Origin of the sequence: Peribacillus asahii, assembly GCF_004006295.1 — a bacterium.
Classification (GTDB): Bacteria; Bacillota; Bacilli; order Bacillales; family DSM-1321; genus Peribacillus; species Peribacillus asahii_A.
Genome location: NZ_CP026095.1, coordinates 1,143,968 through 1,168,909, shown reverse-complemented (window position 1 = coordinate 1,168,909; position 24,942 = coordinate 1,143,968). Strand labels below are relative to the sequence as shown.

General features: G+C 36.3%; 23 protein-coding genes and 1 other annotated feature. Of the genes, 6 read left to right on the top strand and 17 right to left on the bottom strand.

All coding sequences use genetic code 11. The features are described 5' to 3' along the window. Window positions 1–63: 63 nt before the first annotated feature. The 3 genes from BAOM_RS05825 to BAOM_RS05820 form a co-directional block, all read right to left on the bottom strand. Window positions 64–1,227, bottom strand: a complete 1,164-nt coding sequence (locus tag BAOM_RS05825; protein ID WP_127759464.1) for a DUF4317 domain-containing protein — start codon at window positions 1,225–1,227, stop codon at window positions 64–66. Between the two features lie 299 nt (window positions 1,228–1,526). Beyond that, entirely contained in the window at window positions 1,527–1,682 is a 156-nt protein-coding gene (locus tag BAOM_RS24240) for a hypothetical protein (protein WP_164853145.1), read from the bottom strand. Window positions 1,683–1,756: 74 nt separating this feature from the next. Then, window positions 1,757–2,008, bottom strand: a complete 252-nt coding sequence (locus tag BAOM_RS05820; protein WP_252283212.1) for a DUF1292 domain-containing protein — start codon at window positions 2,006–2,008, stop codon at window positions 1,757–1,759. A 272-nt stretch (window positions 2,009–2,280) separates the two neighbouring features. Here BAOM_RS05820 and BAOM_RS24235 point away from each other — a divergent pair, with 272 nt between their 5' ends. Next, on the top strand, window positions 2,281–2,454 hold the full coding sequence (locus tag BAOM_RS24235; protein WP_164853144.1) for a hypothetical protein: 174 nt from the start codon (window positions 2,281–2,283) through the stop codon (window positions 2,452–2,454). Window positions 2,455–2,666: 212 nt separating this feature from the next. Here the strand turns inward: BAOM_RS24235 and BAOM_RS05815 are convergent, their stop codons facing one another. The 3 genes from BAOM_RS05815 to BAOM_RS05805 all read right to left on the bottom strand — a co-directional run bounded on the left by BAOM_RS05815 (window position 2,667) and on the right by BAOM_RS05805 (window position 5,352). Further along, a complete protein-coding gene (locus BAOM_RS05815) occupies window positions 2,667–4,112 on the bottom strand; it encodes a DHA2 family efflux MFS transporter permease subunit (RefSeq protein ID WP_127759462.1) in 1,446 nt (481 codons plus the stop codon). Beyond that, window positions 4,113–4,676: a TetR/AcrR family transcriptional regulator gene (locus BAOM_RS05810; protein WP_127759461.1), complete on the bottom strand. Its 564-nt coding sequence runs from the start codon at window positions 4,674–4,676 to the stop codon at window positions 4,113–4,115. It lies immediately after the preceding gene. Window positions 4,677–4,851: 175 nt separating this feature from the next. Continuing rightward, on the bottom strand, window positions 4,852–5,352 hold the full coding sequence (locus BAOM_RS05805; protein ID WP_306821296.1) for a CarD family transcriptional regulator: 501 nt from the start codon (window positions 5,350–5,352) through the stop codon (window positions 4,852–4,854). 131 nt (window positions 5,353–5,483) lie between these two features. Here BAOM_RS05805 and BAOM_RS05800 point away from each other — a divergent pair, with 131 nt between their 5' ends. Together BAOM_RS05800 and BAOM_RS05795 are read left to right on the top strand one after the other, a co-directional pair. Beyond that, on the top strand, window positions 5,484–5,912 hold the full coding sequence (locus BAOM_RS05800; protein ID WP_127759460.1) for a MarR family transcriptional regulator: 429 nt from the start codon (window positions 5,484–5,486) through the stop codon (window positions 5,910–5,912). A 183-nt stretch (window positions 5,913–6,095) separates the two neighbouring features. Continuing rightward, window positions 6,096–6,629 carry a GNAT family N-acetyltransferase gene (locus BAOM_RS05795; RefSeq protein ID WP_127759459.1) on the top strand — a complete coding sequence of 178 codons (534 nt, stop codon included), beginning with the start codon at window positions 6,096–6,098 and terminating at the stop codon, window positions 6,627–6,629. A 258-nt stretch (window positions 6,630–6,887) separates the two neighbouring features. On the opposite strand, the gene BAOM_RS05790 is transcribed toward BAOM_RS05795, so the two are convergent. The 10 genes from BAOM_RS05790 to BAOM_RS05745 form a co-directional block, all read right to left on the bottom strand. Beyond that, window positions 6,888–7,658, bottom strand: a complete 771-nt coding sequence (locus BAOM_RS05790; RefSeq protein WP_127759458.1) for a TerC family protein — start codon at window positions 7,656–7,658, stop codon at window positions 6,888–6,890. Window positions 7,659–7,961: 303 nt separating this feature from the next. Then, the gene (locus tag BAOM_RS05785) at window positions 7,962–8,828 is read right to left on the bottom strand and encodes a metal-dependent hydrolase (protein WP_127759457.1); all 867 of its coding nucleotides are present in this window, start codon (window positions 8,826–8,828) and stop codon (window positions 7,962–7,964) included. Between the two features lie 382 nt (window positions 8,829–9,210). Then, entirely contained in the window at window positions 9,211–10,233 is a 1,023-nt protein-coding gene (locus BAOM_RS05780; RefSeq protein ID WP_127759456.1) for a homoserine dehydrogenase, read from the bottom strand. A gap of 276 nt (window positions 10,234–10,509) precedes the next feature. After that, window positions 10,510–11,253 carry an amidohydrolase family protein gene (locus BAOM_RS05775; RefSeq protein WP_127759455.1) on the bottom strand — a complete coding sequence of 248 codons (744 nt, stop codon included), beginning with the start codon at window positions 11,251–11,253 and terminating at the stop codon, window positions 10,510–10,512. 151 nt (window positions 11,254–11,404) lie between these two features. Then, window positions 11,405–12,652, bottom strand: coding sequence for a tyrosine--tRNA ligase (gene tyrS, locus BAOM_RS05770; RefSeq protein WP_127759454.1), 1,248 nt, complete (start codon window positions 12,650–12,652; stop codon window positions 11,405–11,407). 42 nt (window positions 12,653–12,694) lie between these two features. Further along, window positions 12,695–12,918, bottom strand: a binding site (T-box leader). A 19-nt stretch (window positions 12,919–12,937) separates the two neighbouring features. Next, window positions 12,938–13,450 carry a MarR family transcriptional regulator gene (locus BAOM_RS05765; protein WP_127759453.1) on the bottom strand — a complete coding sequence of 171 codons (513 nt, stop codon included), beginning with the start codon at window positions 13,448–13,450 and terminating at the stop codon, window positions 12,938–12,940. Window positions 13,451–13,554: 104 nt separating this feature from the next. Further along, a complete protein-coding gene (locus BAOM_RS05760; RefSeq protein WP_127759452.1) occupies window positions 13,555–13,830 on the bottom strand; it encodes a hypothetical protein in 276 nt (91 codons plus the stop codon). Between the two features lie 41 nt (window positions 13,831–13,871). Then, on the bottom strand, window positions 13,872–15,068 hold the full coding sequence (locus BAOM_RS05755; RefSeq protein WP_127759451.1) for a M20 family metallopeptidase: 1,197 nt from the start codon (window positions 15,066–15,068) through the stop codon (window positions 13,872–13,874). Window positions 15,069–15,112: 44 nt separating this feature from the next. Continuing rightward, the gene (locus BAOM_RS05750) at window positions 15,113–16,555 is read right to left on the bottom strand and encodes an MFS transporter (protein ID WP_127759450.1); all 1,443 of its coding nucleotides are present in this window, start codon (window positions 16,553–16,555) and stop codon (window positions 15,113–15,115) included. 360 nt (window positions 16,556–16,915) lie between these two features. Next, the gene (locus BAOM_RS05745) at window positions 16,916–18,163 is read right to left on the bottom strand and encodes an MFS transporter (RefSeq protein WP_127759449.1); all 1,248 of its coding nucleotides are present in this window, start codon (window positions 18,161–18,163) and stop codon (window positions 16,916–16,918) included. Window positions 18,164–18,655: 492 nt separating this feature from the next. Between BAOM_RS05745 and BAOM_RS05740 the strand changes: the two genes are divergently transcribed. The 3 genes from BAOM_RS05740 to BAOM_RS05730 all read left to right on the top strand — a co-directional run bounded on the left by BAOM_RS05740 (window position 18,656) and on the right by BAOM_RS05730 (window position 22,929). Continuing rightward, window positions 18,656–20,503: a helix-turn-helix domain-containing protein gene (locus BAOM_RS05740; RefSeq protein ID WP_127759448.1), complete on the top strand. Its 1,848-nt coding sequence runs from the start codon at window positions 18,656–18,658 to the stop codon at window positions 20,501–20,503. 513 nt (window positions 20,504–21,016) lie between these two features. Then, window positions 21,017–22,156: a YibE/F family protein gene (locus tag BAOM_RS05735; RefSeq protein ID WP_373995317.1), complete on the top strand. Its 1,140-nt coding sequence runs from the start codon at window positions 21,017–21,019 to the stop codon at window positions 22,154–22,156. Next, entirely contained in the window at window positions 22,153–22,929 is a 777-nt protein-coding gene (locus BAOM_RS05730; protein WP_127759447.1) for a YibE/F family protein, read from the top strand. The genes BAOM_RS05735 and BAOM_RS05730 overlap by 4 nt, the downstream gene beginning before the upstream one ends. A gap of 369 nt (window positions 22,930–23,298) precedes the next feature. Here BAOM_RS05730 and BAOM_RS05725 read toward each other — a convergent pair whose 3' ends face one another. Further along, on the bottom strand, window positions 23,299–24,810 hold the full coding sequence (locus BAOM_RS05725; RefSeq protein WP_127759446.1) for a malate:quinone oxidoreductase: 1,512 nt from the start codon (window positions 24,808–24,810) through the stop codon (window positions 23,299–23,301). Window positions 24,811–24,942: the final 132 nt, after the last annotated feature.

The window sequence follows — 24,942 nt, the reverse complement described above, 5'->3', positions numbered from 1 at the left end:
AGAACCAACTAACATTCATTACTATATCATGTAATGAATCAAAGAACTTGTCCGTGAAACCTATTAAAGTGTCTCCGATTCCAGTCGAAATCCTTCCACAATTACATCTTCATCGATTTCCACCAGTAGGCACCGTTTTCCTTGATACATAATATATTTTATATTTTTTAGGTCTTTCGGGCTTACGGATACATCTGCCACCTTCGTATTGATTTTAATCAATTTAGGAAGTAAACTGCTTGCCTTGAATTCATGTTTTTCGTCATCCACTACAGCTTTGAAGGCATGTTCCACTTTTGCAGTGTCCACATTTTCGACCCCGCTCACCTCTAAAATGCGTTCAATGTCCCGATAATCCAATGTAGGAGGTTCACTTTCTTCATTTTCTTTATTCTCCTGTACCACCTTATCGATTTCCTCATAGACATTGGAAATGACTCTGGAATCCACTTCGTCTCCGATCACATTTTTTAAGATTTGTTCAAAGCCGTCCTTATCTTCAGCGGCAGTAATAATGTCTTCACAATTGAGAACCTCTGCAATAAATCGTTCATCTGGTTGATTCACTTTCCCTGCACAATATAGAATATGATTTACATCTGCAGCATTGTCATTAAAAGCAGGAAATAGAAAGCCTGATAATGGAGACTCTAAATTAACAATTGGATCAAATAGATTATTCGGTTTGAATTCTCTCTCTATATAATCAAACACCAAGGTTTTTTTCGGCTGATCGGTTTTATTGAGACTGCAAAGGATAAACTCGTTGGAATAGACTGCATCATCCCCGCCTTCTCCAGATTCCAAATCCCGTTTCCGAGTCGGCTTTCGATATTCCCCTCGAATAAACGTCACGACCGTATCAAATTCATAAGCAGCATGAGCAAACATTTTCCCGACAATTTGCAGCATGTTCTCTTTCCAATCTTCTGTTGTGTCCGCCTGTAATCCTTCGAAGAGAATCATTTGTGTGCTGCCTTCCACATCTCGTTGAAATTTCAGCTCAAACAGTTTGGCATCAAGCTGACCCGTTAAAACCTTTTTAAAGTTGGCCAAAAATAATTCTTGTGCTTCCTGTTCTAACATTTGAAATGGTTGACTGACATGATGGTAAATCTCACCTGATTCTTTCCTAACATACACATTAAAGATTTCACGAATATTCATAAGATGGTCGTTATCTACTTTAAATTGCTTTCTAATATTAGCAATGTCTTTTTTATTCATATATCTCAACTCCTATTCCTGATTATACTGTTCAGACAGGAAAATAGGAAAGCTAGACAACTCCTACTCTCTATTTCTATTTTTTCAATTAAGCTTTTTCGGAAGTAAAGACGATACAAAATTAATTACCGGAAATAAGAGAAAACAGTAAGGAAGGTACTTGAACCTGGAAAACTCAATTCCATGGTTAATTTTTTACATCTTGTTCTATAAACATTAAACACCTTCCGTTGCAAGTTCGGAAGGTGTTTAATGTAAATAATCACTTATTAGCGGTGATTCTTCTTAAGTTGAAAGATTTACTTCACTTCGTTTGAATGAACCTGTGATGTTGTAAATTGTGTTTTTTCCTTATCAATTATATTAGATGACACATTGTTCACCATATTTTCAAGAGCTTGGCCAACTGTGTGTGTAACATTTAGTTTATGTTCCGGGATTCGCTGACTTTTCATAAAATAATCATCCTCCTTTTCATTTTGTTTCGATTATGGTATACCTTTTACAAGTATCCTAAATCAAATCTCCTTTATCTGTCCTGTGCATTTTCGACCGCAATCTGGTATGCATCCAAAATCGCTTCACTTTCTAAAGGATCCGATATACCTAATAAATATTGGTTCCCCTCTTCTCCCTCGACTTTCATGACAATCGTCTCTTCTTCTCCTTTTAGGAGAGCATAAGATTCTTCCTTCATATCAAATAATGCCTCAATCGCATAATCTTTACGGTTACCTTTCTCATCCTCAACGGTTATATAATCTCTATGGTCATCACGCACGAACATCTCACCTCAATAAAATTCTTAAAAGAACAGTTATTAAATGAAAATTCGAAAAGACTGTAATTACACTCCTAATTATTGACTAAAAATGGGTATTCCCCCGACAAAAATCCCTATAAATTAATGTCTCTGTCATAGCCTGTTAAACATTCAGTTTTTATATACATTTTTAGGGAGCAAAATGGATAAAGTAAAAATACCCAAAGACGCATAAAAGAGATGTTCGGAATGAACTTTCGATCTCGTGATATTTAAAAGGAGGAAATTTTATGCCGGAAGTTAACAATGACAATAAAATAACGAAATCTCAAGGCCAATTGAATGATAGTATGGATGAAGGATCAATCGATAATAACTTAAACAGCGATAACGCATTTAGTGATAATGGTTTAGAAAACGCTGCATTACTTGACAAAGCAATGAGGAAAGGAAAATCCAAATAACCGCAAAAGCCCGTAACTTAGGAGTCAGTCGCACCTAACAGGGGGTTATTTAACTATTTAAAGCCACTCCCAAATAGATATTACAAGCTCTCTTTCTATATTTAGATTGACTGCTATCCATCACATTAGGGAGCCTTTGTCTTTCTTTAACTACACAGAAAAAAGTTATCCCGTAAGGAATAACTTTTTTCTGTTAAGCTTTTACCTTCAAGTTAATTGGGCTTTTTCATGAATAGCGACAATACAAAATTAATGACCGCTAATATTAAACCGATTGTAAACACAAATGATGATCCCGCTGCGGCTGCTTGCGGTAATTCATTCGCAGTTGTTGCTAGGTAACTCGTTTGTTTAGCTGATAAAACCGATACCATTACTGCAATACCAACAGCACCAGCTACTTGTTGAATCGTTTGAGTTATCGCGATTCCATCTGGATAATACTGTCTCGGAAGAGAATTCAGCGTATTTGTTTGTGTTGCAGCAAGCACCGCTCCAATCCCTAACATCATGACAATATGAGTAACTACAACCATCCATAACGCCGTTTCTGTACCAAATTGTGAATAGATGCCATAAGCGATGGCTACTAGAATGGTTCCAGGCGTGATTACTGCTTTTGGTCCATATTTATCAAATAAACGACCAATGGTTGGAGCTAATACACAGTTCAGTAGGCTGCCTGGCAAAAGGATAAGACCTGTTGTAAATGCGGCGATTAATAAGGCAAGTTGCATATACATTGGTAAAATAACAAGCATAGACAACATATTGAAGAATGTTATAAAGCTCATAAACACTCCAAGAACGAACATTGGATATTTAAATGCTCTTAAATTCATCATAGGAGTCTTCATTTTCATTTGACGAACCGCAAAAAGAATGACTGCGATGAGTCCAATAATGATGGAACCAAGAACCGTTGAACTCGTCCAACCGTTAACACCAGATACACTAAATCCGTAAACAATACCGCCAAATCCAATCGTCGAAAGAATAACAGATAATGCATCAATTGAAACTTTGCGTACTTCATTAACATTCGGTAAATACATGAATCCGAAAATAAGAGAAAACAGTAAGAAAGGTACTTGAACCCAGAAAATCCAGCTCCATGATAATGTATCTAAAATAAGTCCTGCTATTGTTGGGCCTAATGCTGGACCAGCTAACATAACTAAGCCCATAACTCCCATAGCGCCGCCTCGTTTATGCGGTGGATATATCGCAAAAATAACATTTTGTGTTAGAGGTAAATTGATCGCTAATCCCGCCGCTTGAATAATACGTCCCGCTAATAAAACTCCAAATGAGGGCGCTGTTGCTGCGAGAACTGTACCGATAATAGTTAGCATGATAGAAGTCAAAAACATTTGTCTTGTTGTGAATTTTTGCATCAAAATACCTGTTACTGGTATTAAAATCCCTAATGTTAAAAAGTACCCTGTTGCTAGCCATTGGATGGTTGTAGGGTCCACTTGGAATAATTGACCTAATTGTCCTAAGGCAATATTTAAGGCTGTTTCACTAAAAAGTCCGACAAAACCTGCCACTAAAAGAGCAGCCATAATTGGTCCTGTTTTAAATTGTTGTTTCGTTTCCGACTCTGTTTTCGTTTGTTGCTCCGTTATCGAGTCGGCCTTGAGTTGTTGTTTCATTTATCCATTCTCCTTCAATAAATTGGGTAATACATGAGAAATAATTTTGAGAGGTTCACTTGATTTTTGTGTTAAACAAAGCATCATTCCACCTTCAATAGAAGCCGTCATCATAAGGGCAATCGAATGAGCCGCTTCTGTTGAAAACCCATCTGCTACTAACTTGTTCGAATAAATCCCTTGAATCCTTGTGTAAAGGCCCAAACAAGCATTTCGGACTGGTTCATTTAGTGATGCCATCTCACTGACCATGCTGCTAAATGTATAACCAGTAAGCGTGCTTTCTCGATCAAAGTTAGTTACTAATTTCTCAATCATTGCCTGTATGGCTTCTTGAGTACTTTGATTTCGTTTGAAAATATCCTCAATGTCTGTAGTAATTACTTCTTCCATTGACTGAAGACAAGCAATGAGTAATTCTTCTTTTCCATTCGGAAAATGATGATAGAGCGAACCTTTTGTAATATTACATACTTTTAAGATTTCATTTAATCCTGTGCCCTTATATCCTTTTTGCTGAAAAAGAGTTGTCGCGATGTCGATTATCAGCGATTTTGTATCCATTTCCGTCGTACACCTCCACCATACCGACCGGTCTGTTTTACTATAACAAAATTTTTTTCTATGATGTAAGCTTTTTTTTTATAAATTTTTTATTAACTAAAAAGTTCAACATGAATTTTGATTAAAACACGTTCTTAGTATATTCAAACTAATTAGTATTATTGGTAAGTCTACACTACTCATTTATCATATCGTTAACCTGCTCCAATATTTCTTCAACAGAAGTATCCAAACACGCTGATATCTCTTTAAATAATAATTTTTGAATGGTATGTAAAAGCTTGCGATCTTGATCATAAAGTTTCTGTTTTTTCAGGCTGAGTTCACGTTCTTTCCGCATCAACGTATTAGCTATTTGAGCAATCTCCTTGCGATTCCCTGTGTTCACCATACTTCGATAGTTCTTATTACGTTTTTTAACATCTTCTATCCAGCTCGTCCCCGGAAGTTTAAAGGATTGTAGAAGTTCTTCCGCTTCTTCACGGCTCAACAACTTAAGCATAACTACTTTATCATTATCGACGGGGGTACTTATTGTTAAACTTGATTCTGCAAGAGGACGCAAAACATAATAGGTTCTAGTTACATTAGAAAAAGTCTTTTCACATATATCATCAATTTGACTTAATCCATGTGTTGAATAGATAATCATATCTCCAATATTAAACATCATCATTACTCCTATCTTTATAATTGTCAACATGGTTTACAAAATAGTTTATTATACTCCTTACAAATCGTCAACCTTGTTGACAATATAAAAAGACCTTCGTATAATAACTGAAGAAAATAAATGGGGTGAAGTAGTTGGATTTAGAATTGCAAAACTTAGATTTCATTGACTCATTAAGCGAGCGGCATGTTCAACTTCGAAGTATTACTGAGAAATTGTGGAATGATACTAGTGACATATATATATCGAATTCTGAATGGTTTATTATGGCAAGAATTTATAAAAAGCGGCCAACTATTTCGTATGTCACAAAACATGTTGACATTTCTCGGCAAGCAACACATAAATTCATAAAAAGACTTGAATCAAAGGGATTAGTCACAGTTAGCAGCTTAGAAAACAACAAAAAAGATAAGTGTATACAGTTAACTCAACTAGGCGAAGAATGTTATGAGAAAAATGAAGCCTTAAAGGCAAATCTCGAAAAAAAAATCATCGATAAAATTGGGTTTGAGAAATTTCAAATTCTTAACGATATTTTAAAGCTAGACTGGGGGTTATAGTCGAGGTTGACCCCGATAACATCACTCTATAAAATGAGTACATACTAAATTGGAGGTTTTTGTTTGTTAAACTTATGTTTAGAGCTGGGGGAGTAAACTTTCTTAATGACTTCGTGCATTAAGGAAGTGCCATTTATAGATATAAAAAAGGTGTCATTCACCAAAAAGAATAGGGGACTATAAATGGATATCTTAATTAGACAAGAACTCACTGAAGAATATAATACGACTGAAGAAATTGTTAAAAAAGCCTTTTTACATGAAGAATATAGCGACAAGAAAGAACACGTACTTGTAAATCGGATTAGAAAATCAGATGCATTTATTCCTGAACTTTCATTAGTCGCATTAAATCAAGAAAAAGACATTGTAGGTCATATTCTTTTATCTAAAATAAAAATTGTAGATAGTAATAACGCTGTCGATTCTTTGGCACTTGCTCCAGTTTCTGTTGCGCCTGATTATCAGAAAAAAGGAATTGGGAGTCAATTAATTCATGCTGCATTAAAGAACGCAAAAGAGCACGGGTTTAGTTCAGTAATTGTCTTAGGACATAAAGACTATTATCCAAAGTTTGGTTTTAAACCGGCGAGCTTCTGGAATATACAAGCTCCATTTGAGGTTCCTGATGAAGTATTTATGGCTCTAGAATTAACAAAGAATTCTCTTGAAAATGTACAAGGTGTCGTTCAGTATTCAAAATCTTTTTCAGAATAAAACCTAGATGAATGATTAGGCATTAATTAAAAAAGGTTGTCCCGAGGACAGCCTTTTTTAATTAACGTATAATCAACTAAACATATATACTTTTCTCATTGAACTGTGACGTTCCATGAAAAAGTGCGTTCATCCTACTTAAATCAACGCACCCGATAGACACCTATAAGCCACAAAAATCCGCTTTCCCAAGAGCGGCGAAAAAAGTACCAGTGTTTAACGGAAACCTCATATAGGCTTATACGCATGAATTCTTTGTCACCTTTTAGGATTTACCGACTTATTGCCCGGTGCAAACCAACCGATTAGAGCAATACCAACTAATACTCCATAGAAAATCAGAGTCCAAGCGGTACTGTGAGGAAAATGATGATCTAAGATACCAATATCCTCATGGGCAAGAGTAATGACAGCAAGTTTGACACCGACCCAGGCAACAATTGCATATGCTGTCGTTTCCAATGCTGGACGTTTATCGAGAAGTTGCACAAACCAGGTTGCTGCATACTTAATCAAGATAAGACCAGCAAGCCCTCCAAGAACAACAACAATAAACTGTCCTCCATCCATGCCGCCAAAGTCATCAAGCGGTGAATCTGGAAGACCAAGGGCAAGAGCAACCGCAGCTAGAATCGAATCAATCGCAAAAGCGAGATCAGCTACAGCAATCTTCCCTACTGTGGGCCAAAAACCTTTCCCGGCGGATTCCTTTTCATCGTCCTTATGAATATTCTCATTTTCTTTCCCGAACCGGGCCTGAATGATATGCTTTAAACCTAAGTAAAGAAGATAAGCTGCTCCTATCGCCTGAACCTGCCAGACGTTTGCGATAAAAGAAATGGCAAAAAGTGCAGCAAATCGGAAAACGAAGGCCATAATAATTCCGTAATTTATAGCTTTTTTTTTCTGACTTTCAGGTAAATGCTTGGCTATAACCGCTAGTACAAGGGCATTGTCAGCCGATAACAATCCTTCTAATCCAATTAGAATTAACAATGTCCACGCATACTCTAGCCAGATTGATTCCATCCACCTCTCTCCTTTCTAAATATGTTGAAAGTTTCACTAACAATAGAATGCCCTTATAAGCTACAGGTAACCCTAAAGAATATGGCTTTATTATGTATCCATATTCTTCTCTGTACGCTATTTGTTATCATTTCAACAAAAAACAAATACTGCAAATATCATATGTTTCGGGTGGTTCTTCGGCTATTCTGCGCCCTTTTGTTTAATAAGCAAAAAAAGCTGCTACATAGCAGCTCCAAGCATTTGTTAAATTTACGGTTCACAAACTTGTTAAGGTAATGAGTAGTACAAATGATGAAAACGTTAATGTGTAATGTATTCATAGAGGAAGGATTGGCCGTTTCGGTAGAATCTCGGATCATAAATTCCGAGTTGTTTATCATCATCAATGATGACTACAAATGGTGACCATTGGTAGAGAGTCTTGGCTTTTGGGCTTTTTGAGAATAAATAATCCAGGTCTGCATCCTCTTTAGATTCAAGTACATATTGGATTTCTTTACGTTGGAAGATTCCATCCTGAAAGATGGTTACGACTCCTTCTTGTTTAGTAATGACCTGAAAGGTAGTAGGGATAAAACCGGCTGATAAAGCAATTTGCTCACAATCTTGATTGTACTTTTGATAGTAATAATACCCTTGTACACTTTGCAGGCTAACATGAAGAACTATTAAGAACCAAGCTGCGCGAAAATAATAAGGTTTCTTCAGAATCGTCGTCTTCTTTGATAAAAAATAAGCACTGCCAATGATAACCCAGAAAACAAAATCAATAATCGGGATGGTTCCAAATGTAATTCTTGTTTGAGAAAATGGTTCAAGATACCCCGTCCCCCAAGCATTAAACAAATCACTGGTATTATGAATAACTACCGCAAGCCATCCCAGAAAAAATAACCGCTTATCCTTCACTTTAAAGAAAAGCAGACATAGGACATAGAATAATAAAGCCCATATCGGTGTAAGAAAAATAGAGTGAGTAATGCCGCGATGCCACATTTGATAAAGCCCTTCTGTATCCCATAGTTGAGAAATCACATCGCTATCAGGAATTTGACTCGCTCCAACAGAAGTGAATAAATAAGCCATTTTTGTCCTTCTATCCATCTTATCTTTCTGAATTGAACCGTATAATGAAAGTCCAAAAAGTGTGTGTGTAATAGTATCCAAAGCTATTTCCTCCACAAACAATGATGTTTTGCAAAATCTTCTGCATCACCCTTAATTCGACATAATAGAACCATTTCCTTCTTCAACTACCCTGCACCCATTAGCACAAGAAGCGATTGCTCTAATTGAACAACCACTTCCCGTTACTTTAAGTATAATATTTCACAATCTTAAGAGAAATCTAATGATTTTTTGGCCAATCTTTATGAACTTGGGCAAGTGTAATATATTTTCCTGGAATAAGTAACAATTTTCCCTAATAGAACCACATTTCAATAAATTTAGATTCCCACTTTCATGTAACCATCCCTTGCTGATCCTGCTTTTCGAACAACCACTCCTAGCTTGCCTGCTAAAAAATACTATCGAAATCGGAACAGGTCTAATTCATTTCTCTATATAGATTAATGACATCCTTTAATGTTGCCGCTGCTGCTCCTCTTGGGTGGGATGCTCCTCCAGTTGCACAAACGGCCCCCATTTCGATTGTTTCAAAGACGATACCTTTATTTGTTCCATTGACATGAGCTAAAGGATGCTCACTTTCGAGCTGACATGGTTTTACTTCTACGATTACATTCCCAGCTTCTTTGTAAGCACTAGCTAGAAGCTTAAGTGTACGGCCATTTTGTTTAGCTTCCTGAATGTCTTCCTTAGTGACTTGTTCAATGCCTTTAATTTTTACATCGTCCATCAATAAGCTGCTTCCGAAAAATCCATTAGCGAGGAGGAGAATTTTGCAAGCCGTATCAAATCCTTGCACATCTAGAGCAGGGTTTGCTTCCGCAATTCCTTTTTCCTGTGCAATTTTTAGCGCTTCTTCAAAAGATAAATTGTTCTCGCTCATGCTTGCTAAAATGAAATTGGAGGTTCCATTTAAAATGCCTTCAATACGAGTAATCGTGCATCCTGCTAAACTATATTCTCCTATATCAAGCGTTGGTAAGGCTGCGGCGGTTGCGCCGCTGTATTTTAATCGGCTACCATACTTGGCTGCTTGTGTTTTAATTTCATTGAATGACTTTACAAGTGCTCCTTTTGAAACAGAGACAATATCCATCCCATTCACGATAGATTTCTGAATATAGCCAAGTGCTGGTTCTCCCGTTTCTATATTTGTCGGAGAGCACTCGATCAAGACATCTCCTTGAAAAATTGGTTCAGTAAAAGGGAGCTTGAAATATTCCGAATATCTCAAAAGTGCTTCCGAACCCGTTCCGAAATCCATCAAGCTCTCAAGCTTGATTCCTTTTTCTTCGTAAATCATTCCTTTACTGCCAACGATTCCAGTTACGAGTAAGTCAAATCCGTATTTTTCTTTCATCGAAGCTCCATTGTGAATAATCAGTTTGATTAGCTCTTTTGCAACGGTGCCATACCCAGTTAATATGATTTTCTTCTGCATAGAAATCTCCTTTTATTTTTTAAAAAAATATATAATTCTCCCCTAAACTTTTAAAGTATCGGGTACCATTAGCAAAACGCAGGTTAACAACGTTAAGGATACCTCTGAATTAAAATCCACCCAATTCTTCAGTAATGTAAAAAGAAATATCTTATTGAAGATCAGCATCCTTCAATGGAATAACTATAAGAAGTTCTCCAACCTACAATCACTTAATTCTGCTTTAACTAATGCTCCCCGTACTTTAAGTGTATTCCAAATCTAATAAAAGCTACATTACTTGAAATACCATTTGAAAGCATTCGTATACAGGATTTTATCCGTAGCTTGTTCATCAAATAACTGTTGAATCAATTCAATATCTCCATACTCAAAAGGTCTTTTTGCTCTTGTGGATGGTAAATCTGTTCCAAACATAAGAGCATCTGGATTTGTCTCATATATGGATTTTAAAGCATTTTCAACATTTAGTTCCACACGTCCAAATCCTGTTGCTTTTACGTGTATGCCTTTATCAACTAATTTTAATAAATGCGGTAATCCTTCTTCTGATAATCCTAAATGGTCGATTGATATAGCCGGTAATTTTTCAATAGTAGATGCAATTTCGGGTAACTCTTTTGCATCAATATAAAGCTCACTATGCCATCCTACTAAATCATGAACTCTTCTAGCAAAGTAATCCAGCTTCGATAAATCTTCTGAACCACCTCTTTTAATATTAAAGCGTAATGCTTTTACCCCATTCTCATTTAAATGTAGTATTTCTTCGTCCGTCACTGTAAAAGGTAATTGTGTTACGCCACAAAATGTTGAGCCCAGTTGTTTTAGTGCCTTTAATAAATATTCTTGATCAAACCCTTGGAATGACCCTGATACAATAGCTCCACCTAATACATTTAAATCAGCAGTTTCATTTTGATAATCTTCTACAACATAACTAGGCGGCAAATATCCTTGGTTTTCGATAATTGGAAAATCAAAATCAATAATATGAAAATGTGCATCAAAAATTCTCATTGTCATTCCCCTTTCTTTTCTTTAACATATCAGCTCCAGTACATAAAGAAAATTATAGGTTATTTATAAAAATTCATAACTTTACCTTATTGAACTAAACTAACAAGGCTGAAAAAAGGTACAACTTTAAGCCGTACCTTTATATCGTACTTTATAATGTTTTAATTTTTACAAATTTGCGTTTCCCAACTTGTATGATTAGTCCATCGGTAATCGAAACTTGCAGCCTCGTATCTTCTACCTTATTTCCGTTTATTTTTACCCCTCTGTTTTCAATCATTCTTCTGGCTTCGCTTTTGGAGCTTAATAATTGCAATTCAACAAGTACATCTATGACAGGGACTTCTGTGTTTCCATCCCATACTACTGCTGGAATCTCATCAGGTAATAACCCTTGTTGGAAAACTGAGATAAAATGCTGTTCTGCTTTTTCAGCTGCTTCTACTCCGTGGTACATTCTAACGATTGTCTTACCAAGTAACATTTTTGCATCTCTTGGGTGCAATTGACCTGTTTCAATTTGACCTTTCACGGACTGAATTTGCTCAGGAGTAAAATCTGTTACTAATTCGAAGTATTTATTCATTAATTCATCTGGGATGGACATCGCTTTTCCGTACATTTCTTGTGGACTCTCATCAATACCGATGTAGTTTTTCTTTGATTTAGACATCTTCTCGACACCATCAAGCCCTTCTAATAATGGCATTAACAAGGCTACTTGCTTCTCTTTTCCGAACTTCTCCTGAAAATGTCTACCCATCAAAATGTTGAAATGCTGGTCTGTTCCACCAAGTTCTATATCACATTCTAATATCACGGAATCATATCCTTGCATTAATGGGTAAAAGAATTCATGCAGAGAAATTGGTTTCCCAAAGGCAATTCGTTCTTCAAAATCATCTCTCTCTAAAAGCCTTGCTACGGTTATTTTTCCTGCAAGTTGAATGACATCTTCAAAGTTTAATTGAGATAACCATTTAGAGTTGTAATGCAGCTCAACTTTTTCCATATCTATAACCTTTGCAAATTGTTCGAAGTATGTTTTGGCATTATGCTTCACTTCTTCATCCGTTAATTGTTTTCTAGCCACTGATTTTCCTGTTGGATCTCCAATCTTCCCAGTAAAGTCACCAATAATAAGCTGGATAATATGACCATTTTCTTGAAACTGCCTCATCTTGTTAAGTACCACAGTATGTCCAAGATGCACATCTGGAGCAGAAGGGTCTAAGCCTAATTTTATTTTTAATGGTTTATTCTCTAAAATGGACTTTGCAATTTTATTTTCTAACTCTTCATTTGGAATAATATCTTGTACGCCTTGGCTGTAAATAGCCATTTGTCTCTTTACTTCTATTCGTTGTTCCTCGTTTAATTGTGCTAGTACATTACTCATCTTCGTTCCTCCTAAAATAAATATAAAAAAACCACATCCCAAAAAAGGGACGTGGTTTAACTTTGCACGCGGTACCACCCTTATTGAAGGATATAATCCTTCCACTCTAACGTATAACGGTTTCATCCGTTCTTTGCTACTGTCTGTTTCACAAAGAAAGCTCAAGGAATGTAATTCGTGTTATCTTTGTGTCGATTTACACCAACCATCGACTCTCTATATAACAGGGAGATAACTACTACTGGATTTCCCGTCATTGCTTTTTCAATATTTTATTGTCGATCATCAAAAATGATTTTCTCGAATGACTTTTCTAAGCAGGTTTGTCACACTCTTTTGTTCATCGACAGACAAACCCGAAACAATCTCTACTTCGCCTTTATGGAACCTTGGGTAAAGATCCTCCATCACTTGCTTTCCCTTATCTGTTAACACAAGATAAGTTATTCTTCTGTCCCTGTTGTCACTTTTTCTATAACATAGGTCTTTCCGTTCGAGTGTTTTGGTAATATTGCTAACTGTAGCTTTTGAAACACCTGCTGACTCGGCTAATTTTTTGGTCTCGATTGATTCCCAAATCCATAAATCATATAGCATAGAAAATGCCGTCCATGATAATCCATATTCAGATAAAACTTCCTGTTCCATCTTATTTCTTAATCCTTGAGCAATCCGATAGATATTTGTAACCACAGCAATCGCGTCTAAATTTAACGAATCAATAGGGATTTTAGTTAACCGATTAATCGTATCTATTTCTTCAGGAAGCAGTTCCCCATCCTCATTAAATAAATGAATAATGACTCACCTCTTTAAATTTTCATAATCGTTAGCTATGAAACGATATTAACAAAAAAAATAAAAGAATGCAACATAGTCATTCATACAAATATATCCCCAATTCATTTTGAAGGATTAAACCACCTTCTCTTAACTTGTTTGATTACTTGAATAAAGAAAAAGGCTGGACTTTCAACTATTCTTTCTCCAGGGCAACTCAAAACTTTTGTTACTTCTGATTCAGCGTACTCTTCCTCTTCTCCTTTGCCCACCAGTAAATCTATGTCTAAAAAGCCTTGATGCACAAGGGATAATTTATGACATTGATAATGAACTTTCACATAAATATTTCTACAATAATAACAAATAGCCCCCATTGAGGAAATTAAATATTCCATAATGGGGCTATTTTTATTTTCTTTATTCAGAGGAAATCCTCTTACTTCTCACTCCCATCACAGTAAGAAGCTACAACAGCAGCCATAGCTTTAGCACTAATGATAAGGCTTTTTTCATTGATATCAAATTTAGGATGATGATGCGGATAGGCTTCACCTGACTCAGGACAAGCACCGACATAGAAGAAACATCCTGGTATTTTTTCAAGATAGTAAGCAAAATCTTCTGAAGGCGGCTGTGGCGGTGTCTCCAAAACCGCTTCTACTTCTGGAATGGAAGCTTGTTCTAGAGCTTGATGTACATGCTCCGTTACGTCAGGATCATTATATAGAACAGGATAATCATTGTTATATTCAAGAGTAGATTTTACTCCATATGATTTTTCTAATCCTTCCGCAAACGCACGCACCCCGGTTTCTACAATTTCCCGAGTTTCGGGAGACATTGTTCGAACATCTCCTTCAATTGTAACGGCATCTTTGATTACGTTAAATGTACCTTTTCCATCAAAATTACCAATGGTAACGGAAGCTGTATCAAATGGATTGATTCGACGACTGACTATTGTTTGTAAATTCATGACGAATGAGCTTGCTGCAACAATAGCATCATTGGCTAGATGAGGTGATGATCCATGTCCACCTCTCCCTTGAACAACTAATTTAAAATAGGATCTTCCTGTTTGGGTGTTCCCGCTTCTGTAATAAATATGACCTGTTTTCATGTTGCTCATTACATGAATTCCAATGATTGCATCTACACCATCAAGGACACCCGCTTTAATCATACCGATCGCACCGCCTGGAGGAGCTTCTTCTGCTGGTTGATGAATAACTCGAATCGTACCTTTTAGTTGATCTTTAAACTCAGCTAATGTCTCAGCTAACACCAACATGTATGCTGTATGACCATCATGACCACAAGCATGCATAACCCCTTCGTTTTTGGATGCAAAAGGCAGCCCCGTTTCTTCCTTGATTGGTAAGGCGTCGAAATCAGCACGAATAGCAATGGTTTTTCCAGGCTTGGAACCTTTAATGGTTACAACGACACCACGCTCACCACCGAAGTTTGTTTCAACTGAATCCACTGGCACGTCCGTATAAAAATCGCTGATATATTTAGCCGTTTCTTCTTCTTGGAAAGAAAGTTCTGGATGTTCATGTAGATAACGGCGAATCTCAATGATACGATCCTTTTTTTCATCTAATTTTTTCATTAGTTCATCTAATAACATTCAATAATCCCCTCTAACTGTTCGAAATGAATACTCCGAATTCTTTAATGAATTGGATTTGGTTGACTAGGATTTGGCTTTCTTATTTGTTTAGATGATTTTTCGATTGCTTTTTTTCCAGTATCTCCAGGAACCATAAACATAATGGAAAGAATAGAAAGTACACCGAATATTACGTTTACGATAATCCCTGCAGTAGCTGCGATTTCAAGACTACCAACCGCTGCAATTGAACTATAAACAGTTGCTGAAATCGCCACACCGAACGCTCCGCCAAGTGAGCTTGCCATTTTGTAGATTCCGGCAGCTTCACCGACTTTGTTTGAAGGTGCGTTAGATACAGATGTGTCTGTTGATGGAGTCGCATAAATCCCTAATCCAAGTCCAAACAAAGCAAATCCAATAAAGACAACCACTGTATATATAACATCAGATAAAAAAGTTAATCCCATAATAGCTACACCAACTGTTGTAATGAGAGCCCCCCAAATCATTGGTGATTTTGCGCCTGCTCTTTGTAAAATTTTCTCTCCGACACGAATCATTGCTAACACTGCTACTAAATACCCTAATGATAGCATTCCTGATTGAAAGGCACTAAATCCTCTACCTACTTGCACATAAGTGTTTGCTACAACAAGAGTTCCAGCAATCGCATTTAACAAGAAATTAGAGAAAGTTGCACCAGAATATGGTTTATTTTTAAATAAAGAAAAGTCAATGAGTACTATATTTTTACTTTTTTCAACTTTGAAGAAAACAATTGCTCCAATGATTGTAACAATGACAAGACCGATTGTACGCAGGCTTGTCCAGCCTAAATCTGCACCAAAAGTAATCAAAATATTTAGAGCAAGCATTGTGATGATAAAAATGACTAATCCAGTGTAATCAAATTTAAAAGCACCTGTTGATTCACCTTTGCTTTCTGGAGTATCTTTAATCAGCCACATACCGAGTAAAGAGAATATGATAGAAAAGATGAAAATCCATTTCCAGCCCATATAAGTTGCAATTGCACCACCGGCGAAAGAAGCAATTCCTGATCCGCCCCAAGATCCGATGGACCAGAAACTAAGAGCACGCTGACGTTCTGCCCCTTCAAAATAAGCTTTCATTAACGCAATTGTTGCAGGCATAATACATGCCGCTGAAAGTCCTTGAATGACACGACCAATGATCAATAAAACAGATCCCTGTGCTAATACAAGGCACAACGAGCCGATAACGCTTAGGATTAACCCGATATACGTCATTTTCTTTCGACCAATTTTATCTGCTAACCCACCAGCAGCAACAATAAACATTCCCGAGAATAAAGCCGTTAAACTGATTGCAATATTTAATGTGCCAAGTGAAATGCCTAAATCTTTCTGCACGGCCGGAACAACATTGACCATTGCCTGAGCAAAGAGCCAAAAAGTGATAACCCCAAACACAATACCAATAATCATTTTATTTGTGCCTTTATAACTTGCTGTTTCCATAGGTGAACCTCCATTATTCATTTAGGTAAAGGGAGTTATTTATTTTATTTATCATTTGCAGATTACTTTCAAGATAATCTCAAAAAATAAATCAAATAAATCTTCAACTATACTAAAGTGAAAATTCCCTTTTTCCGCAAACCCACTGGCTTTATTCTTATAAAAAGAAGACGCCTCCTTACTTAAGAAGTGCGCCTGTTTGCGGAAGATTAAATGAAGTTGGTTCACTTACTATACTAAAATTAGATCCTGGTCAGGAACTTCATAATCAATTCGATTTACTAGGTACATTATGAGTTTTTAGACTTTTTATCAAAATGGACAAACACCCAGCCTCTGAACAAACGTGACTTTACTTAATTATATAACTGTTTCGTCGCGAGTCCCCTCATGAGCTTCGCTTGAAAGATTCTTTTTCGTGATAAGCCCCGCTGCCGCAAAGATACCTAAAACAGCACAGGCAATGATATACATGAATGCGGATACATATAATCCATTAAAAACTTCAATTAAATAGCCCATAACCATTGGTGCAAGGAATGCCCCAATCATCCCGCCAAGATTAATCATCCCAAATGTAGACCCAATAACGTTCTTTGAGAACATTTTATGCGGAAGGCTAAATATGATAGCCACAATTGGGCCATGAAAAAACATACATATAGCTTGATACGTAATAACTAGTGAAACAGACGGTGCGTTGAATAACAAATAAAGAGATACAATCATGATGATAAAGCTTACAATTGCAAGATATTTTTCTTTGCCGCTTAATAAAGACTTAATAAGTTGTCCGCCAATAATAACACCGACAGCCCCAGCAAGTGCAGGAATTGACGTCAGCATCCCCATAGACATCAAATCAAGACCTCTCACATTTACAAGATAAGGAGGCATCCATGAAATAAGGCCCCATACGACTGTACTTACTCCAAACCACATAATGGCCAACTGCCAGCTTGTCCGAATTTTTAAAACATCTTTAAAAGAAGCTTTTTGAACCGTTTCTTCCTCAACTGTTTCGACCTGCATATTTTTCGGACTTAAATAATACCAAAGTAAAGCTGCAACAAAAACACCTAATATACCTATGGTGATAAAGAGGTTATGCCAACCAATCCACACAAGTAACGGCGTAGCAATTAAAGGAGCAATCACTCCACCAAGTGAATTGGAGGACATCATAATTGTCTGAGCACTAGTTCGCTCTGCTTTAGGAAAAACATCAGCGATTGCTTTGGAGCTTGCTGCAGGATATGCTCCTTCTCCGAGACCGAACATAAACCGAATCATAATCATAGACATAAGAGACCAAGCCATTCCTGTCAAAACGGTAAATATTGACCAAAACAAAATAGCAATAGCAATTACTTTTCTGGATCCGAATTTATCAGCAAGCCAGCCTCCAGGCAATTGCATTAAAGCGTAGCCAGCAAAAAAACTACTCAGCACAACCCCCATAACAGAAGGGCTAAGATTAAAATCTTTTGCAATTTCCACAATCCCAACATTCATTGCCATCCTATCAAGATAAGACAAGCACCATCCTAAAAATAGCAGTGCAAGAATCACATGCCTCTTTTTATTATTAATTTGGTTGTTTTGCACATTAATGTCCTCCTCCTAAAGTTAACTATTAATCTTAACTAAAATCAAACAGTCTAATTTCCCCTTACAATATGTTAATATTAGTTAATTCCTATAATCTTTTCACCAATGCGTGTAACGCAAAGTGCTACTTTACTTTACTAAATATGCTGCTCCAAGCAGTGCAGCCGAGAGAACAGTCTTTTTATCCCGAATTGGCAATGCTTCAAAATCAGCGCTGTACGCAACCGTTTTCTCCAGTTTCGCTCCTTTTAACCAAGCAGCGGCGCCTCATCTAGTAGTAAAAGAGATCTTCAATTTTATTTTCTAATTCCTTGTAAGTTTTTCCACCAAACTTCATTCCCATTTAGTGGAAAGCGCTTTCAAAAAAGTGATTTTTGTCACTTTTGGTTATTTACTAAATATTATATAATTTCATACATATCGGTCAATGTGTAATCAAACAATGATAGTGCACATCAATTGTTTATATCAACAATGGAGGGCAAGAATATGGAAAGAAAAGAAGCACTTATTCAACAATTAAGTCTAGAAAATCAAAAGGCGCAGTATCACGTAATGAATTTAATGGAAAGCTTCCAAGCAATGAACTCAACTCTCGAATTGGATGAAGTACTAAAAAAAATCATGCATTTTGCCTTAAAAATAGTCGAAACAGCAGAGGCAGGCTATATACAAATGTATGATGAGCATTCGAATAAACTGATTATAAAGACCTATGTTGGCTTTAACGAGAACATCAGCTTCCTTAAAATAAATATCGGTGAGTCTATTACAGGGAAAGTTTTCAGAGACGGCTGTGTAAGGCTAATTACTACAAGTGAAAAGATTTATAATAGCATGAGCGATTTAAGCAAAGAAAATCTTGATATCCTTAATAAGGCACACCCTAATAGCCAAAATATTAAGTCTATCTTAGCCGTCCCCGTTTCATTTGGAACAAAACGGATTGGCGTTATGACATTTCATTGCTTTGATATAGAAGATGGTCTCAGCGAAACGGATCTCCTTCTCTTACAAAGCTTCGCTTCCCAAGCAGCTATCGCACTTCATAATGCCCAACTTCACACAGAAGTGCAGAAAAACCTAGATGAAGTCACCCATTTATCACAAAGGCTCCAAGAAACGAATGCGCTGTTAGAAAAGCGAACAGAAATCCACAATCACCTTACGAAGTTATCCGTTCAGAACAAAGGATTAAAAGCTATTATCATAGAAATGAATAAACTGATGGAAAGAAATCTTGTCTATGCGGATTATCTCGAAGGCAATTACATTCCACAACACATTAAACATTTCGCTGAAAGAATAGATGATATTTTCTTTTTCTTTACTAATAAAATTGAGCCAGCTTATGTATCAATCTGTGACACCATTCATATTGATTGCTATATTTATCCGATTAGATCAGGCTCCGTTTTCTTAGGTTGTCTGATAGTAGAAGGAAGCGCCCCTCTATCACAACTCGACAAACTTATCATCGAACAAGGAGCACCTATTCTTTCTCTTGAAATTATGAAACTTAGATCACAGACTGAAATCATGTATAAGAAAACCTACGAAACATATCAACAGTTTCTAAAAATAAAAAATCCTCAGCAGGCTGAGATTGCTGCAAAGGAATTAGGAATTGATAATCATTATTTTCTTCAAACAGCTTTAATTGAATTAGATGGAAACGTCGATCTGCGCTCTCTTGAAAACGATGCATTGCTTCTTCTAACACATTTGAAAGAGAAAATAACTTTAGAAAACAGTCTTCTTTTTAGCTACAATAATAAAATCACCTTTTTTTCTTCTGCCCGGGATGCTGTCGGCGAAGCATATATTACAAAAATAATCGAAAGCAGCATAAAGTGGTGGAACGAACGGTTTACGGTAGTAGCTCGAGCAGGAATTAGCACAGGACATTACTATCCTGGACAAGCCGAAGAAAATCATGTAAAAGCAGAAAAAGCCCTTCTTCACTTGAAAAACCAAAAGAAAAAAGGCGTTCTTCATTATAGGGATATTGGAATTAGCATCCTTTTTTTGCACCATCCCCCTGAAGAAATCCATTCATTTCTGCGTGAGACGTTTTCCCTATTATGGACAAGTCAGGAGAAAAAGGACGAACTTCTGCATACACTTTTCACATATATACAAAATAACCGTTCCATGACTTCTACCGCTAAGGAACTTCATATCCATACAAATACGCTCTATCACCGCATTAAGAAAATTGAGGATATTCTAGATATGGACTTTAGCCATTACGAGGATTACCTAAAAGTACAGCTGGCGGTCTATCTTTATAAAACCTTTTTTGGTTCATTAACAGAGCCGGGAAACTTAATGTAGAAATTCGATAAAAAAGAAAATCCAAATCATCAGTATCACTTAAATCTTTTATATAATAGATAATTCACCCATTGCAGTTGGCAGGCTTGAGCCTGCTTTTTTTTGTTGTGTAAACACACTAGAATTCAAGCCGCAAAATTCGAATTTCAGAGTAACGACTGGTTTATCTTTCATTTCTGTAAAGCTTATATTATGAATTTGTACTCTGGGATACGGTACCTGTCCCCGTCTCACTATAACATTATAGCACTGAGGGACAGACACCTTAACATTCCTAATCATAATAAGAAACGAATCGGGAGGAATTCTCTTGAAGTTTGAAAATTTTCCTGCTATTCTAAGTCCATTGTTAACTGAGTACCATCGTTAGATGAGGCTCCTGTGCTAGAGATACGCTGTTACCTAGAACAATGCATTTTTTAGAAATAATTATAAAAATTCTAATTCATTCCAAAAAACAGCATGTTCAAATTTTATACACTGGGTTCCATCTCGATAGTTGGAGGGTTTTTTTTGAATGTTATAGTAAACAAATTTAAAGAAATGACTTACAAACAAATTTTTTTGTATATCATAATAGGACTTTGTTTTGCCGCCTCTGTTTTTTTTGTTAATCACAATTATTCATTCTATGAACGTCCGATAGCCAAAGTCATCAAAACCACTTTGGAAGATAAAACTGAAATGATTGATATACATGATAATAAAGATTATCTATTCAATCAACTTATAATAGCCGAGCTAAAAAATGGAGAAGAAAAAGGACGGCTTATCCATTTAACCAATGAGTATTCATCATCCGGAGCTTATGATCAAGAATACCATGTTGGAGATGAATTGTTTGTTTCAATTGACACAAACAAAGAAGAAAATACGGATTTAACTGGAACCATAAAAGATGTAAAACGTGATAAACACGTTGTAATCATAGCATGGATTTTTATCTTTACTCTACTTATGGTTGGAAAAAAACAAGGGCTGTTTTCTATTATAAGTTTGGCAGCCAATGCTGTTTTGTTGTCATATGCATTGGATGTTTATCTGAGTACATCAAACATGAGTTTAGTAGTGATATGCAGTGTAAGTACTATTTTATTTACTGTCATTTCTTTATTACTCGTTAACGGTTTTAATGAAAAAACATATGCAGCCATTGTTGCGACCCTGCTAGGAACTTTTATTTCGCTGTTAATTACCTATCTTGTCATGTGGCTAACTTCCGAAAATGGCCTTCGATATGAAGAAATGCAATTTCTAACGCATCCTTATCGAATGGTGTTTATGGCCGGGTTAATCGTCGGATCTTTAGGAGCCGTAATGGATGTAGCCATTACAATGTCTTCTTCTATCTTTGGATTGTATGAAAAGAATAACAACATACCAGTAAAAGCACTTAAAACTTCAGGAATGGAGATTGGAAAAGATATTATGGGAACCATGACAAATATTTTGTTTTTTGCATATATAAGCGGTTCCATTCCATTGCTTATTTTATATTTCAAGAATGCTTCTGCATTGGGGTTTACCCTTTCCATGAACCTTTCATTAGAATTGGCTCGAGCCCTAGCTGGCGGTATTGGAATAGTGTTAACTATTCCAATAGGTCTATATACTTCTATTTTTTTCATTAATCGAAAGAGGGCAAAATTATGAATGTATTAGTGTGGCTGGCAGCCATTTTATTTATACTCATGATACTTATTGGTGGAAAAAAAGGAGCACGGTCTTTTTTTTCTTTATTCCTAAACTTTGTTGTTCTACTTCTTACCATACTTTTTATGACAGATCCAAATGCTGATCCGATTATCTTAACATTGATTGCATGTGCAGTGATTAGTTTTATTAACCTATTTTATATTAATGAAATGAACAGTAAAACAATAACAGCATTCATTTCTACTATTATCACAATTGTCATTTTGCTTTTTTTTATTGACATGGTGACACGAAATGCTATGATTCAGGGGTTTGGTGAAGAAGAAATAGAGGAGCTTAGCATATTTTCCCTTTATATCGGGGTAGATTTTGTTAAAATTGGAGCTTCTGTGATTATTATGAGTACAATAGGTGCCATTACTGATGTTGCCATTTCCATTACATCTCCTATGCGTGAAATATTTAATCATAATCCATTAATTAGCAGGAAAGATTTATTCACATCTGGATTAAGTATCGGGAAGGATATCTTAGGAACAAATACGAATACGTTATTTTTTGCCTTCTTTGGAGGATATCTAGGATTGCTTATATGGTTTAAACATTTATCTTATTCTGTTGGAGAAATCGTAAATTCAAAAGTATTTAGTGCTGAGATGATATCTATATTTTGTGCCGGAATTGGTATAGCTCTGATTATTCCAATCGCTTCCTGGATTAATGCCTATTTTTTAGTAAAAACAAGAGAAAATAACAAGATATTTAAATAAGCTTCATGAGAGGAAAGCTCAAACAATTTGTATTTGTAATTTTGATTTAGACTGAATAATTATGTGCATCTCGATGTTAATTAAGCAACACTTAAGTGTATAACATTTGAATTTAGTCGCATTGCGCGAGTGTTGACGTTCAACGCGCGAGTTGGAATGATTAAAAATCATCCCCTGTTTCCGCAAGTGTGCTGGCATAGGGGATGATTTTTATTTTACTAATAATTTGCAGCGTTTTTTCCACCCTCAAAATCGAAAAAGGACTTCCCACAAAAGTGAGAAGTCTTTTTTAACGGAATAGCAGAACACCTATTCTATATCTTTAAGTCATTACATTTTGAGTTGCAGTTTCAAAAAATTCACAACTACTTATGATACGCTTTGACCTGATTTTTGTAACGATTTTTCGCTTAGACCAAGCGCCTCAGATGTTGAATTATGAAGTTCTTGGAAAAGCTCTGGGTTTTCCGCTAGCTTCATACCATAAGAAGGAATCATCTCTTTAAGTTTCGGTTCCCACTCGTTCATATGTTGCGGGAAGCATTTTTTGATTATATCAAGCATAACGTGAACAGCAGTAGAAGCACCTGGAGAAGCCCCTAGTAATGCAGCAACCGAACCGTTAGCGCCAGTAATAACTTCCGTACCAAATTGAAGCGTACCTTTACCCGCAGCAGTATCTTTAATAACTTGTACACGTTGACCTGCTACTACGATATCCCAATCTTCGCTTTTAGCGTTCGGAACAAACTCGCGTAATTCTTCAATACGTTGCTCTTTCGATAACATAACTTGTTGAATTAGGTATTTTGTCAACGCCATGTTTTTTGCACCTGCTGATAACATAGTCAAGACATTATTCGGCTTTACAGAACCTAATAAATCCATATTTGAACCAGTTTTTAAGAATTTTGGCGAGAAGCCGGCAAACGGTCCAAATAGCAATGATTTTTTGTTATCGATATATCGTGTATCCAGATGCGGAACAGACATTGGAGGAGCACCAACTTTAGCTTTTCCGTATACTTTTGCATGATGCTGCTCGACAACTTTCGGGTTATTACATACTAAGAATAGTCCGCTTACTGGGAATCCGCCAACATGTTTACTTTCAGGAATACCTGTTTTTTGTAATAAAGGTAAGCTTCCGCCGCCGCCGCCGATAAAGACGAATTTTGCCGTATGGCGTTCAACTTGACCGTTAGCATTACGCACTTTCAATTCCCATGAACCGTCGCTAGTACGTTTAAGATCATTAACTTGATGGTTGTAGTTAACTTCAACGTTTTGTTTCTTTAAGTAATCAATTAACATGCGTGTTAAAGCACCAAAGTTAACATCTGTTCCAGAGTCAATCTTTGTTGCTGCAACCGGTTCCTTTGATGTACGGCCATCCATAATAACTGGAATCCATTCTTTCAGTTTTTTTGGATCATCCGAAAATTCCATACCTTGGAATAAAGGATTATTTGAAAGCGCTTCAAAACGCTTTTTCAAGAACGTTACATTTTTTTCCCCTTCTACTAGACTCATGTGAGGCAATGGCATGATAAAGTCCTGTGGGTTACGGATTAAATCGTTATTTACAAGATGAGCCCAAAACTGTCTTGAAACTTGAAACTGTTCATTGACGTTGATAGCTTTAGTAATATCTATAGAGCCGTCCGATTTTTGAGGAGTATAGTTAAGCTCGCACAGTGCTGCATGCCCTGTTCCCGCATTATTCCATTCGTTAGAGCTTTCCTCTCCTGCTTTGTCAAGCTTCTCAAACACTGTAATTTTCCAATCTGGTACTAATTCTTTTAGGAGTGTCCCTAAAGTTGCACTCATAATTCCGGCACCAATTAAGATAACATCTGTTTTATTTTCTCTATTACTCATTTTTACCATCCTTATACCCTAAGATTTGCAGAAAGGATGTAGGCGCGTCAAAACAAGACAAGGCGCAACCTAGTCACACACCTTTTCTGTATCAAATTATTAATTTAATTATATTAATTATAGTGTATCACA

Excerpts from the sequence above, each read along its gene's own strand:
- BAOM_RS05825 (WP_127759464.1), bottom strand. The coding sequence starts at position 1,227 with ATGAATAAAAAAGACATTGCTAATATTAGAAAGCAATTTAAAGTAGAT.
- BAOM_RS24240 (WP_164853145.1), bottom strand. The coding sequence starts at position 1,682 with ATGAAAAGTCAGCGAATCCCGGAACATAAACTAAATGTTACACACACA.
- BAOM_RS24235 (WP_164853144.1), top strand. The coding sequence starts at position 2,281 with ATGCCGGAAGTTAACAATGACAATAAAATAACGAAATCTCAAGGCCAA.
- BAOM_RS05815 (WP_127759462.1), bottom strand. The coding sequence starts at position 4,112 with ATGAAACAACAACTCAAGGCCGACTCGATAACGGAGCAACAAACGAAA.
- BAOM_RS05810 (WP_127759461.1), bottom strand. The coding sequence starts at position 4,676 with ATGGATACAAAATCGCTGATAATCGACATCGCGACAACTCTTTTTCAG.
- BAOM_RS05805 (WP_306821296.1), bottom strand. The coding sequence starts at position 5,352 with ATGATGATGTTTAATATTGGAGATATGATTATCTATTCAACACATGGA.
- BAOM_RS05795 (WP_127759459.1), top strand. The coding sequence starts at position 6,096 with ATGGATATCTTAATTAGACAAGAACTCACTGAAGAATATAATACGACT.
- BAOM_RS05790 (WP_127759458.1), bottom strand. The coding sequence starts at position 7,658 with ATGGAATCAATCTGGCTAGAGTATGCGTGGACATTGTTAATTCTAATT.
- BAOM_RS05780 (WP_127759456.1), bottom strand. The coding sequence starts at position 10,233 with ATGCAGAAGAAAATCATATTAACTGGGTATGGCACCGTTGCAAAAGAG.
- BAOM_RS05775 (WP_127759455.1), bottom strand. The coding sequence starts at position 11,253 with ATGAGAATTTTTGATGCACATTTTCATATTATTGATTTTGATTTTCCA.
- tyrS (WP_127759454.1), bottom strand. The coding sequence starts at position 12,652 with ATGAGTAATGTACTAGCACAATTAAACGAGGAACAACGAATAGAAGTA.
- BAOM_RS05760 (WP_127759452.1), bottom strand. The coding sequence starts at position 13,830 with ATGGAATATTTAATTTCCTCAATGGGGGCTATTTGTTATTATTGTAGA.
- BAOM_RS05755 (WP_127759451.1), bottom strand. The coding sequence starts at position 15,068 with ATGTTATTAGATGAACTAATGAAAAAATTAGATGAAAAAAAGGATCGT.
- BAOM_RS05750 (WP_127759450.1), bottom strand. The coding sequence starts at position 16,555 with ATGGAAACAGCAAGTTATAAAGGCACAAATAAAATGATTATTGGTATT.
- BAOM_RS05740 (WP_127759448.1), top strand. The coding sequence starts at position 18,656 with ATGGAAAGAAAAGAAGCACTTATTCAACAATTAAGTCTAGAAAATCAA.
- BAOM_RS05730 (WP_127759447.1), top strand. The coding sequence starts at position 22,153 with ATGAATGTATTAGTGTGGCTGGCAGCCATTTTATTTATACTCATGATA.
- BAOM_RS05725 (WP_127759446.1), bottom strand. The coding sequence starts at position 24,810 with ATGAGTAATAGAGAAAATAAAACAGATGTTATCTTAATTGGTGCCGGA.